General features: G+C 62.1%; 10 protein-coding genes and 1 tRNA gene. 2 read left to right on the top strand and 9 right to left on the bottom strand.

All coding sequences use genetic code 11. The features are described from left to right. Nucleotides 1–314: 314 nt before the first annotated feature. Both HND91_RS04345 and HND91_RS04340 read right to left on the bottom strand, forming a co-directional pair. Nucleotides 315–1,259, bottom strand: a complete 945-nt coding sequence (locus HND91_RS04345; RefSeq protein ID WP_181705318.1) for a restriction endonuclease — start codon at nt 1,257–1,259, stop codon at nt 315–317. 16 nt (nt 1,260–1,275) lie between these two features. Next, the gene (locus HND91_RS04340; RefSeq protein ID WP_181705317.1) at nt 1,276–1,473 is read right to left on the bottom strand and encodes a hypothetical protein; all 198 of its coding nucleotides are present in this window, start codon (nt 1,471–1,473) and stop codon (nt 1,276–1,278) included. 193 nt (nt 1,474–1,666) lie between these two features. Here HND91_RS04340 and HND91_RS04335 point away from each other — a divergent pair, with 193 nt between their 5' ends. Together HND91_RS04335 and HND91_RS04330 are read left to right on the top strand one after the other, a co-directional pair. Further along, nucleotides 1,667–2,260 (top strand): hypothetical protein, encoded by a 594-nt coding sequence (locus tag HND91_RS04335; RefSeq protein ID WP_181705316.1) that lies wholly within the window; start codon nt 1,667–1,669, stop codon nt 2,258–2,260. 270 nt (nt 2,261–2,530) lie between these two features. Continuing rightward, nucleotides 2,531–3,163 carry a recombinase family protein gene (locus tag HND91_RS04330; protein ID WP_181705315.1) on the top strand — a complete coding sequence of 211 codons (633 nt, stop codon included), beginning with the start codon at nt 2,531–2,533 and terminating at the stop codon, nt 3,161–3,163. A gap of 122 nt (nt 3,164–3,285) precedes the next feature. Here HND91_RS04330 and HND91_RS04325 read toward each other — a convergent pair whose 3' ends face one another. From HND91_RS04325 to HND91_RS04295, 7 genes are all read right to left on the bottom strand, one after another. After that, nucleotides 3,286–3,540: a hypothetical protein gene (locus HND91_RS04325; protein ID WP_181705314.1), complete on the bottom strand. Its 255-nt coding sequence runs from the start codon at nt 3,538–3,540 to the stop codon at nt 3,286–3,288. A 43-nt stretch (nt 3,541–3,583) separates the two neighbouring features. Further along, nucleotides 3,584–4,342 (bottom strand): abortive infection family protein, encoded by a 759-nt coding sequence (locus HND91_RS04320; protein WP_343057092.1) that lies wholly within the window; start codon nt 4,340–4,342, stop codon nt 3,584–3,586. A 28-nt stretch (nt 4,343–4,370) separates the two neighbouring features. Continuing rightward, nucleotides 4,371–5,546 carry a restriction endonuclease subunit S gene (locus tag HND91_RS23170; RefSeq protein WP_181705312.1) on the bottom strand — a complete coding sequence of 392 codons (1,176 nt, stop codon included), beginning with the start codon at nt 5,544–5,546 and terminating at the stop codon, nt 4,371–4,373. 182 nt (nt 5,547–5,728) lie between these two features. After that, complete coding sequence (locus HND91_RS04310; RefSeq protein WP_181705311.1) at nt 5,729–7,204, bottom strand: class I SAM-dependent DNA methyltransferase; 1,476 nt, start codon at nt 7,202–7,204, stop codon at nt 5,729–5,731. After that, nucleotides 7,201–8,055, bottom strand: a complete 855-nt coding sequence (locus tag HND91_RS04305; RefSeq protein ID WP_181705310.1) for a DUF429 domain-containing protein — start codon at nt 8,053–8,055, stop codon at nt 7,201–7,203. Before HND91_RS04305 ends, HND91_RS04310 begins: the two co-directional genes overlap by 4 nt. Next, the gene (gene hsdR, locus HND91_RS04300) at nt 8,052–11,441 is read right to left on the bottom strand and encodes a type I restriction-modification system endonuclease (RefSeq protein ID WP_181705309.1); all 3,390 of its coding nucleotides are present in this window, start codon (nt 11,439–11,441) and stop codon (nt 8,052–8,054) included. The genes HND91_RS04305 and hsdR overlap by 4 nt, the downstream gene beginning before the upstream one ends. 204 nt (nt 11,442–11,645) lie before the next feature. Continuing rightward, a tRNA-Gln gene (locus tag HND91_RS04295) sits at nt 11,646–11,719 on the bottom strand. Nucleotides 11,720–11,862 lie beyond the last annotated feature (143 nt).

The raw sequence follows: 11,862 nt of genomic DNA, 5'->3' as shown, positions 1-11,862 counted from the left end.
TGATTACCCCTGACATATGGATAGGAGCTGAAGGGGGACAGGAGGGGGGACCTGATCGTTCAGGAGGTCTCCTGGGATACCCTTCAGGAATAAGAATGATGATCTTAAGCTCCAAGTTCACCTGAAGATGGTCGATATGATATCCCGAATAACCTAAATGACATCAGCCAATCACGAGCGTTTACGACGAGAAAATTTGAGAGGGGGATCACCATAGCAACTATGCTGAGCTCCCCCCTCCTCCCTTGTCGTCGGAAATGCATGTGCCTCCAGTCGATGGCCAAGATCACATCTCATCGAACCCGATGACAGGCCTACCCGTCGGTCTCCTCGAAGTAGTCGAGATCGATCCGCTTGATCTCGATCGTCCGTTCCCTCCGCACGCCTACATCGTACTGGATCATGAGGCGCGACAACTCTGCCCCGTCGATGAGGATGATCCGTTGCGGCACACGCTGCGCGTACTCGACCGCTCCCTTCGAGAATGAACTGGTCGTGACGAACACGCCCTTGGTCGCTCCTTGTCCGACCAGAGCCCCGGCGAACTGCTGGATGCGTTCTCTCCCTATGGTGTTCTCGGGGGCATACCGCTTCGCCTGGATGTAGACGACGTCCAGGCCCAAAGGGTCTTCGTTCACGATACCATCAATCCCTTCGTCTCCGCTCTTGCCCAGCCGTTGCGCCACGCTTCGCCGAGTGCCGCCGTAGCCCATAGCCACGATAAGATCGACCACCAGACGCTCGAAGAATGTGGGAGACAGCTCCTGGATGCGGTTGAGGAGCTGGGTCCGCAGGGTGGATGCGATCGCTTCCTCTGCCGCCTGCATCGTCTCCTCAGGCGTCGCCATAGCCTCTTCGACCGGCCCTACCAAGGTCAGCTCGGCACCAATCCCCTGGTCCGCCGTGCCGGCTTTTGGTGCCTGGAAGTCAACGAACTCGGGAAATTGGCGCAACACCTTCACCCCGATCTTGCCTGGGTTCTCGGCGAGCAACTGACGACCGCGATCGGTCACCACGAAATGCGACCGCTTGGTCCTGCGAAGCGCACCAGCCTTGTCCAGATAGGTTCGAGCCCAATGCACTCGGTTCGACAGGATCGTCTGCTTGCCGCTCGGGAGAAGCCTTTCACGGTCTTCCGGCGCAAGGGAGAAGCGGTCTGCCAGTGCCAAGATAGCGTCCTTGAGGTTCTTCTCCTGCCCGTCCGCCCCGTACTCGAGGAGCGGCCTCATGAACGACTGATAGTCCGGTACTTCTGGCATGTTCTAACGTCTCCCTTCAGTCGGGACTGGTGACGACCCTGATTCCTTGTCGGATTATGATCCGCTTGCCTGGGTAGGTCTTCACTGCCTCGTCATAGGCGACTTTTGCCAGCGCCCAAGTCGAAGCCGTCGCCAGCTCCTCCAGCCGCACAATGTCGTCGTCCGACCATAGCTCGACCTTGAACGGGTGATCCTTCGCCGGTCCTCGTGCCATTGCCTGCCTCGTTCTCGTGATGGCCAATGGCCGTCCACATGATCAAGTAGCGTGAGAACGAAAAGAGAACAATGCTGACGGTGTTCGGCAGTAGTCCACATCGACACACCCCGATCGCCATCAGATCAAAGCGTCCTCGAGAAACCTCTCGCCTCGCAAGTGCAGTTGCTCAAGCTCCTCCTCAATCCTCGATATGAAGTCCAAGGTTCGTGCAATGCTCTACTCCGGAACCGTCCTGGATAGGTTAACAGGCGACCTCATCACCCGCGACCTTGGGAACTGGATCACCGTCAGCGAATACGGATGGTCGAAAGAACTTGGCCCTCGCCAAATTAGGCAAATTCTCCACCATGCTGGTCTCCTCACTCCTGAGGGTCGTCATGGGCACTACCGATTGCCCCGGTACATGGTCGCCAAGGGGCTGGGAAAACGCCATGACAGGCCTGTAAAGGGCTACCCCTTCGATGTTCTGTCGCCCGCTTGCCAAGCCTTGCTCGATCAAGAATGGGGTTTCATCTACCGGTCGTACCTCGATGACGAGGGGCATGGGTCTGCCGTCGCAAGAGCAACGACAGCCCTTGCCCATTATGAGCGCGACCGAAAGGAGGCCAATATGACGGACTTGAACGGTCATGGACGTGTTCTATGGCTCGTTGATCACTTCCCCGATCTCCCGCAGACAGCAATGGCCGACGTCGCCGGTATCGCGCAGAAAAATGTCTCTAAGTACCTGAAGTGCAGGAAGGAGCAGAGGGACAGGCGAAGGGGAAGCCAATCGAGAGCATGAGACTTATTATGGGTGATGACCCTGCGGGCCATCGTTCACAATAACCCACGGGTATACCTCCCTGTTGAGGGACGGCGAACGAGGGCGAGTAGGCGTATGAGCCGGCTCGGGTTGCCGCCGCAAAGTCCAGGATTGTCCATAAAGGTATACCTCAGCGGCCATCTTCATCCCTCGCCAGAAGCATGTCCGTATGGGTTGACATCGCTATACGGACAGCTCTATCAACGGACATCATCCATTCGGACAGGCTGTCCGCGATCAGGTGCCCGCATGAAGACCGTCCTCTATGCCCGCGTCTCCACCGCCGACCAGATGCTCGACCACCAGCGCACGCAGGCCGTAGCGGCAGGCTTCCCCATCACAGACGTGGTTGCCGACCATGGGCAGTCGGGCGTCACCACACGCCTTCAGGACCGCCCAGAAGGCCGCCGGTTGTTCGACATGCTGCGTACCGGAGACGTGCTGGTTGTGCGCTGGGTGGATCGTCTCGGCCGCAACTACCAGGATGTGACGGACACCATTCGGGAGTTCATGCGGCGCGGCGTGGTCATCAGGACGGTGATCAACAACATGACCTTCGACGGCGCGACCACCGATCCGATGCAGATGGCCGTCAGGGATGCTCTCATCTCCTTCATGGCAGCAACCGCGCAGGCGCAGTCGGAGGCTACCAAGGAGGCACAGAAGGCCGGCATCGCCCATGCGAAGGCTGTAGAAGGCAGCTACCGGGGCCGCAAGCCGAGCTTCACCCGAGACGACATGACCACCGTGCAGGGGTTGCTCGGCCAGGGCATCGGCGTCTCGGAGATCGCTGGACGGACGGGCCTGAGCCGCCAAGCGATCTACCGCATCAAGGACACTCCGGCCGAGTGTGAACGCGCACTCTGTTCCTGGGGGTTGTAGGTCTTCTGATTGTGTGTTTTCGCCTCACCCGTGCCGGCTTCAGAGCCGGTGCTCACGTACACCGCTTACCGGGGCCGGATTGACGACCGTTATGGTGCGCAAGTGCGTGCCTTCTTCGGTCGTCACCGCACGATTCTGAGGCTCTTCGGGCTGATCAGGGTTTGCCGCTTCCCCTCCTGCTTCATCCAGATCGAGAAGCCCTGCTTGATGAGTTCTGCGGCCCGCTCCAGGGTCGGAGCATAGACCGCGTGCTTAGCGTGGTGCCGCTCCTTGCCATGTGCGGGATCGGCCAACTGGTATCCCTTTGGCGTGAGAAGCGGCACCTCTGGCCCGCCCTCAGGCGGATCGATGCGTTCGATGCGAACAACCTTAGACATGCGCCTTCCTATGTGCTGGTCGAGGCAGCGCTCATCGCATCCATCAACGCTTCTGCGCAACCTCCCGTCGAGCCAGCTCCGTCTCAACCAGGAACATGGCCATCGCGCCCGCAAGGTTGACTGCCAGGGCGGCATGTCTCGGGCTCGGTCTCACAGGCCGGCTGCCCTGGCCGTGTGCGTCCCCAACGCGGTTGCGGATAGTCCCGAGGGTGTTCACGATGGTTTGCGCACTGCCGAGGATGGTCTTGAACGTCTCCTCGGTGTGCTGGCTCGGAGCAAGCGAGAGTTCCCCCGCCGCCATCCGGTAGAGCTTCGGGAGGTCTTCATCGCCGTAGGACGTTCCGGCAGCATCGAGGATGTGCTTGCAGACGGTCTCGACCAGCGTTCGTGCCATGGTAATGGCCCCCTCGGGGTCTGTTGCCCGCCGCTGGATAGCCTTGCTCCAGACCTCGTGGACGCCCTCCGGATCGAACGCCCGCAACGCTTCGGTGACCGCCGGATCGGACGGTGCGGAGGTACCGAGTTCGAGGTGTTGAAGCAGCGGCAAAAAGCCTCGATAGATCAGATCACGGCGCGCCTGATAGGTGTCAGCCTCGTACTTGATCCAACTCCAAAACTGATCGAGCGTCCGGCAGGTGCGGACAAATGCCGGCAGGAGGGAGTTGTACGTGCTGTCCTGAATGAACTCAGTCCGGAGAACGGAGTAGGTGTGGCTATCCCCCTGACCGCCGGTCGCTCGCGTGATCAGGATGCCCTGGAGCAACATCGCGCGCTCGAAGGTGGATGCGGGCAGATCGTCCACGAGCCCTCCTCCGTGCAGCGTTCCGGTGTCAGTCCTGTACCGCTTTTCGGCGACGCTTCGTAGGACCATCCGAACCGACGCGCTCCGCCCGGATGCGCTCCAGCACCACACTGGCCGGCTCGTCGGCAGGGTCTTGCGGGACGAGTTCGCCTCGGAATGCCTTGGAAAGGATGGACCGGTCGAGGCGTTCTAAGTGGCTCGCGACAGTAGACGCTCCTACGCAGGCTACCTTCAGCGACTGTAGGCGACTGTTCAACCGTTCCAAAACGGAGGTTTGTTCTTGAATTGATGGGAGCGGAACTGGACACCTCCTTACATCCCTCAAGTTCAGGCCGGGCATATCAATCCCACGCATCCGCTGTCGCAGCCACCCTTGCGCGACCGGACCTTGGAGCCAGAGCGCCAAGAACTGGGGCAGTATCGATGAACTGGGACGAAGGCGGGCTGTACCTTGAGTAATGTTCGCGCCCTCCAACTCGTCCGGCACTATAGCTACCTTCGTAGCTCTAATGATGCCCAGAAGCACATCTCCGCCCCTCAGGCAGGCTCGCGAGTAGCGGTTTGCGATTTCTCGGCTGGTACGCAGCAATTGATCGATCTTAATCGTACCGCCTTCAATATCCGTTCCGCGAACGTACGGAACGCCCTCGGATAGCCTCGGGCCGGGTTGGACTATCCCGTAAACGATATCTGCACCAGCTTCGACGACCTCTGCAGCAGATTTCCACTGCCATCCAGGTGGCAGCGAATAGGGCCCGTCCCAGGACATCAGATCAGCTACGTCGGCCCGTTTGCGGCCGAACGCCTCGGCGACAATCGCCTGCCTTGCCCGCTCCGCCAGGGCCTCGACCCGCTCCAGTTCCGCTTTCGCCCGCTTCGACCGGGCGGAGAGGGCGTCGAGTTTGGCCACGATCCGGCGCTGTTCGGCAGGGGGAGGAAGCGGGAGTGGAGTTCGGTTCAGTCCATCTTGGTTAACCTTGGGAAGAAGAGTGCGCCCTTGTTCCCGTGCTACGAACGTAACGAACTCTTCTGAATTCAGCCACCACTTCAAGTATGCGGCGTCGGTGCACACTCTTGGGTCAAGTGGATACATGTCTGCGCTACAAGCACCAGAGAAGCGGGCAACAAAGGCCTTTTTGAGATAAGGACGAATCTTCGAGAAGACTACCTGCCCCGGATGGAACAGATGCTTGGGGCTGATCACGCCATCTTCGCTGATCGTGTTGTGGGGGAGGAGTTCCCCGCGCCCTGACACGACGTGCTCCGGCCCGATGTGGGGAAGCGCCGGTATCTCCTTGGGTGATCGGAGATCGGAAGCGATGTGAACGGCCTCCTCGAATTGTGCCCAGCTCCACGAGTCGGGTAAGGTCCAACGAGGTTGCTCGCTCACTCGGCAGCCTCCTGCACCACGACCCCGGCCCCATCCTCCAACTCGTCCGCGAGCGCCTCGATCTCCGCCAGCGCGTTCGTCAGATGCGCCCGGATAGCAGCGATGAATTCCTCCGGTTCGGTAAAGCTGTCCTCCGGGTCCTCGCTGGTGTCCCTCAACCACGTGATGTCGAGGTTGTCGCCTCGAGCGGCGATCTCCTCGCGGGTGAAACGGCGAAAGCGGCCAGCCCCGCCCTGGTCAAACCGCGTCCCACCGCCGTTCGGGTCGTCTCCATAGGCGACGTCGAAGTCGGCGAAGTGAGCCTCGGTCAGCGGCGCGGTCTTGCCGAAGGACTGCATGTTGGCGCGCAAGTCGTAGACCCAAACCGCCTTGGTGTTGCCGCTCGTCTCCGTGCCCTTGCGGAAGAAGATGACGTTGGTCTTCACGCCCTGGGCGTAGAAGATGCCGGTCGGCAGGCGGAGGATGGTGTGCAGGTCGCAGCGATCCATCAGCATGCGCCGGAGCTCTCGGCCGCGCCCGTCCTCGAACAGCACGTTGTCGGGCACCACCACCGCCGCCCGTCCGCCCGGCTTCAGCGAACGGATGCAGTGCTCCACGAAGGGGAGTTGGTACGATGAGACGGTGCTGGTCACGGTCAGGTCGTCTCGCGAAGGACGACCGCCAGCCGGCCCGAACGGCGGATTGGTGAGGATGAGGTCGGCCGGCCAGGTCTTGGCGATATCAGCCCCCTCTGGCCCCAGCGTGTCGGCCAACGTGATGTGTTCGCTCTCGATGCCGTGCAGGAAGAGGTTCATGAGGAGGAGGCGATAGACGCCCTCCACATTCTCGACGCCCTGTAATGCCCGTTTGATCTGGAACGTCTGCCGGGCGGTCGGCAGCATGGTGTATTCGTCCGTCTCGGCCTTCATGGCCGCATCGGCGGCGATCAGGAAACCACCCGTGCCAGCTGCTGGGTCTTGGATCACCTCGCCCGGCTGCGGCTTCATCAGGCGCACCAACACGGTGACCAGCACACGCGGGGTGAAGTACTGCCCTGCCCCGCGCTTGGTCTCCTCGGCGTTCTTCTGGAGAAGCCCCTCGTAGAGATCACCGAAGCTGTCCCGCTCGTCGGAGAACCAGTGCAGCTCGTCAATAGCGCTGACCAGCTTCTCCAGGTTCACCGGCTCGCGGATGAAGGTGGCCGAGTTGGCGAAGATCGCCTGGACGATGCGGTCAAGCGGCTTCAGCGGATCGCCCAGTGAGGCGAGAACTTTCCGGTATAGCGCGAGCTGGGGAAGCCCCTCGGCCGACACGAGGTCCGCCCACCTCAGTCCGTCCGGAATGCGCCCCGCCTCCATGCCCTTCTCGGCCAGCATCTTGAGGAACAGCAGGTAGGTCAACTCGGTCACGTATTGCTGGTAGGTGACGCCGTCCTTGCGGAGCAGCGCACACAGCCGCCAGAGCTTGTTCACGAGGTCGGACGAAGGGTTCATGCGGGCGACCCGAGATTGGAGGGGGTGGGTTGATCAATGGGGACGCCGCGAAGCAGCGCAGCGGCCGAGAGCCTGTCGTAGATCGGCGGTGTGACGGGAGCAACCATGTAACCCCGGTCAGTGCAGCCGATCACGATCGAACTCTCCCGAGGCTCCAGCCGCCAGCGGATGCCGATGAGAAGGCATATGACGGCGTCCGTCAGATCCTGGTGAGGTTTGCGGACGGGCTCGACATCAAGCACGGGTAGCCAGTCGGCCACGGCCTCGCATCCGAGCCGTCGAGCCTCGGCCGACACAGCTACCAGTACCCGCCGCCAGTGATCCTGCTGGAAGGTTTTCCGCCGTTCCGGATTGTAGCGTGGGCCAGCCAGACGGCCGAAGAACGAGGAGTCGAGACCGGTGAGCGCAAGAGCCGGGAAGACCTCGATCAGGTATCGCCCGCTGGACGCAGTCCGGGCCTCTTCGGGGTGCTGAATGGCACCAAGGGCCTCCAGGAATTGCCACACGGGCGCTTCGTCATCGAACATGCCCAGCTTGCTCCGGTTCGCCGGCTGGACGCCACCGCCGATCCAGGAGACGAGCGTGGCCGCGATCTTGTCTACCGGACGGGAGCCGGTCGCGTTGGGTACGACGGTCGGCTGGTCCAGCGCCACCAGAACCGGCACGCCCTTGACCTCCACCTCTTCGATGAAGGCCAGTCCTTCTCCGAACGAGACCAGCCGGGGCGGATGGAAAGCCGTGCAGCGTCCGCCCTGGAAGCGCACCGAACAGATCGCGCCGGGCTTCTTCGGATGGTCCGTCCATGCCGCGTCGAACCCGACGATGACCACGTCTCCGCTCTGGTTCGTCATGCTGCAGGCTTGCCCCAGATCTCGGCGTTGATGTCCTGGAGAAGCGCACCGAGGCCGTTCTCGAACTCCCTGTCGGCTGCCTTGAAGCCACCCTGGAGCTGGAAGGCGGGAGCGTCGAGGATGGTCGGATCGCCAACTGGCTGCTCCTTCAGCGCTCGGCCGATCCGATCGAGCCACTGCCGCTGCTTCGCCGTCCACGAGCGAGACGCCTTCATCCGAGCGATGGCGTTCTGGACGCGGGTCGCATAGGGCACCAGCGGATCGCCAACCGCAGCTTGACGGATGAAGCCGATGATGTGGGCGGCGATGTCGGCGTTGCGCACCGTTCCATAGGCGCGGCGAAGCTTCGCCTCGGAGAAGCCTCGGCCGTCCAGGAGTGTCGCGAGTTCACGAAGGTCCTTGCGGGTCAGCTCGCGTGGTCTCTGGGCTGCGGCGGTGAGCGCCGGAACGAGGTTGATGTTCTCCCGCACGTAGCGCTCGAAGGCCGTGATGTAGTCCTCCGGAGACGGCACGCCCTCGAAGATATCCGTCACCGAGACGAGTTCGTCCTCGTGGGTAGAGATATAGATACCGGGCGGGCGCGGTCTCGCGGGAGCCTGGTTCTGGATGAGCGTGACCAACTCCGGACGGGCTTCGAACAGGGCGACGATCTCGGCCGGCGGCATGGTCCGGAGCCGGTTCGCAAGGTCCCTCGCGGGGATGCCGGTGAGCGTCTCGATGGTCTCGGCAGCCTCCGGCGTCGTGTGGTTCAGGTGTTGCCGCGCCCTCACGACGATCTGGTCGCGAACGAACACGCGATCCTCGTCCGTCTCGGCGCGGCGAAGGTCGCTGACGAGCCCGGCGAGGGTTATCGTGGGATCGATGACGACCGGGCGCATGTCCGTCATCGCCTGGAGGCTGGCATAGATGTCCACCGCGTCGAAGATGCGGAAGACCTCCTTGCCGATATGGTCCGCCTTCCGCGTCGCCCGGCCTATCATCTGGTCGTAGAGGATGCGGCTGTTGACGCGGCGAACGAAGACGAGGTTGCAGATTTCCGGGATGTCGACACCCGTGGTGAGGAGATCGACCGTCACCACATATTTCGGCAGCGGGTCATTCCTGAAGCGCTTGATCAGGTCTGAGGGCCGATCGACGGAGCCCGTGATCTTCACGACGGTGCCATCGGGCTGTGGACCGTACAGGTCCGTCAGCGCCTTCCTGAACTGGGTAACGAGTATCTCGGCATGATCGTCACGTGCGGCGAAGATCAGCGTCTTTCCCGGCCGATCGGGTGGCACTTCGGCCACCACAGCCTCCGCGACTACCCGGTTGAACTCCTCGGTGTAGACCTTCCGATTGAAGGCCTGAACCTCAAAGTTCACCGCGTCCGGCGTCTCGAAAAGATCGATCTGGCCGGTTCTCGGGTCTATCACCTCAACCTCTTCGCTGGCCTCGAATTGGATGCCGGTCTGTGAGAGCGCTGTGGTGATCCGCCGTGGCGGTAGATGGTCGATCAAGTAGCCGTCCACGACCGCTTGACGGTAGCCGTAGTTGAAGACCGGCCGGCCGAAGATCTCCGTCGTATGCAAGGCTGGGGTGGCCGTCAGAGCCACCTTGGTGGCATCGAAGTGATCGAGGACGCGTCGGTACTGGGAGAGGTAGTCGTCGAGGTCGCGAAACCCGATGTCTTCGTCTCGAAGCTCGGCGTCGAGGACATACCCCCTGTGAGCCTCGTCAACTACGATCGCGTCATAGAGCCCGGGTGTCGGCCGCTGGTCTTCATCTTCGGCATGGAAGATGCGCTTCACCATGGCCTGAACGGTCGCTACGTGAACCCGATCGGTCTTCTCCGGCGAACGCTTCTCTGGACCAGCCACACCGTAGATCTCGGCGAACCTGCGCAGACCCTCCAACTCCGTGTTCTGCATCGCCTGGATCGTCTGCTCGCCGAGAGCGCTTCGGTCGACCAAGAAAAGGATGCGCCGGAACCGCTTGTGCTTGAGGAGCCGGTACATCAGCACGATGCACATACGGGTCTTGCCGGTACCAGTCGCCATGGACACCAAGACGTCCCGTCGCCCTTCAGCGATAGCGGCCTCCACAGCCGTGATCGCCTCCTGCTGGTAGGGACGGAGCCCGGCATAGTCAAAGCCCTCCTCGGCCAATCCCTCGGCCGCTGAAGAGGCCTGCTGTAGCCGCTCCTCCAGGTCGCGCGGGGAGAACCACTCTGGCAGGGCAACAGATGCGTTCGTCTCGCGCCGTGCATCCCAAAACCAAATGCCCGACATCGTCACGAGCTGCTTGACGAACGGCCGGCCATTGGTCGCGAAGACGAAGGGCACCCGGTACGCGCCGCTGAGGCCGTGCTGGTAGGGAGCGTCGAAGTCCAGCTCTTCGGGTGCGAGCTTGATATCACGGGCGTACCGCTGAGCCTGGACAAGGACCGATGGCACGGTCACGGCCTGCCGCTTGGCTTCGATCACACCAACGCACCGCCCGCGCAAGAACAGGGCGTAGTCCACCGGCCCGCTCTCGGTTGGCCACTCGGCGATGGCGATAGCCTCTGCATCCGCCGGCCGGCTTCCCTTCCCGTAGCGAATGAGGTCGCTGTCGACCTTCCAGCCGGCTTGCCTCAGCTTGTCATCGATGAGCCTGCGTGTATCGGCCTCGTCCAGCACAACGACCGTTGCAGCGGTCTCGGCGAGGTTCTGGAGCATCGGCAGTGCAGCCTCTCGCTCCGGCACGGAGGCATCCCGAAGCCGCGACAGTTCCCGTTCGACGTCGTGCCTTGCTGCTTCAACCTCGTCCAGGAGCTGCTCAGCGGCAATCCGGTCGGCCTGTTCGCGCTCGTACTGCTGATCGGCCGTCTCGCGTGCCCGCCGCTCTTCTTCAGCCCGACGGGTCGCCCGCTGTGCAACGGTTTCGCTCTCGGCCAGACGCCGATGCAATTCCCCGATCTCCGCTCGTAGCTCTTCAGTTGCATCTGGCGGAGGAGTTGGTGGACGGAACGGTCCAGGCCGGAAGCTTGGCTGCCCAGCGAAGGTTCGATAAAACCAGACCGCGAGCCCGTGGCCCATCTTGAGGGCCGTCAGGGCTTCCCCGAGCGTGCCGACGTTCTCATGAACCGCCGCGTTGCCCGCCCGACGAACGAAGTGGAAGACGTCCGCCACTTCACGCGGCAGGAGTCCGCTGTCACGCAAGCGACGAAGAACCTCCTCGAAGCCCTCCCGAGGCATCAACTCGATACCAGCCCTCGCAGCTGCCTGCTTGGCCACCAGTTCCGAGAGCTGGCGCGTCTTCACGATGGATGTCGGCGCGTCTTGATGGAACAGCAGCTCGGCAAGCCTTCCCAGCCGCGCGAGCTGTGGCTCCACCTCCTCCAGGAACGCGAAGTTGCTGCCCATCGCCCACCAACTTCAGCTTGGCTTCTCCGATGGGATCATGAGCGAGGACACGGCTCGCGTCTACGACGAAGGCGTCACACGCCGAAGCTGAACAGACCGCTGGCAGTCCCGCGATCGCGCCGGATGGAACGAGGTACATTCCAGGGTACCGAGCGAGGTACGCATCGGGCCCTAAACCATTGATTTCATTAGGAGAAAAAAGATTGGCTGGGGGACCTGGATTCGAACCAAGACTAACGGAGTCAGAGTCCGCTGTTCTACCATTAAACTATCCCCCAGCGGGATCCGTGCTTCCACATCGGACCGGCGGATGAGTCAACCCCGCCGGCAGCGACGCTCTGGTACTCCATCGACCTTGGGCTGTCAACGCGTCCGTCGCAGCTTCGTGACGATCGTGCGACGGATGTGCGGGACGGCGAAA

It is taken from the genome of Chthonobacter rhizosphaerae (genome assembly GCF_013839525.1).
In the GTDB taxonomy this organism is placed as follows: domain Bacteria; phylum Pseudomonadota; class Alphaproteobacteria; order Rhizobiales; family Pleomorphomonadaceae; genus Chthonobacter; species Chthonobacter rhizosphaerae.
This window is presented reverse-complemented; position numbering and strand designations above follow the sequence as displayed.

Bases quoted from the DNA above. Each gene is read 5' to 3' on its own strand.
- HND91_RS04310 (WP_181705311.1), bottom strand. From the start codon at position 7,204: ATGAACCCTTCGTCCGACCTCGTGAACAAGCTCTGGCGGCTGTGTGCG.
- HND91_RS04305 (WP_181705310.1), bottom strand. From the start codon at position 8,055: ATGACGAACCAGAGCGGAGACGTGGTCATCGTCGGGTTCGACGCGGCA.
- HND91_RS04340 (WP_181705317.1), bottom strand. From the start codon at position 1,473: ATGGCACGAGGACCGGCGAAGGATCACCCGTTCAAGGTCGAGCTATGG.
- HND91_RS04335 (WP_181705316.1), top strand. From the start codon at position 1,667: ATGAAGTCCAAGGTTCGTGCAATGCTCTACTCCGGAACCGTCCTGGAT.
- HND91_RS04330 (WP_181705315.1), top strand. From the start codon at position 2,531: ATGAAGACCGTCCTCTATGCCCGCGTCTCCACCGCCGACCAGATGCTC.
- hsdR (WP_181705309.1), bottom strand. From the start codon at position 11,441: ATGGGCAGCAACTTCGCGTTCCTGGAGGAGGTGGAGCCACAGCTCGCG.
- HND91_RS04345 (WP_181705318.1), bottom strand. From the start codon at position 1,259: ATGCCAGAAGTACCGGACTATCAGTCGTTCATGAGGCCGCTCCTCGAG.
- HND91_RS04325 (WP_181705314.1), bottom strand. From the start codon at position 3,540: ATGTCTAAGGTTGTTCGCATCGAACGCATCGATCCGCCTGAGGGCGGG.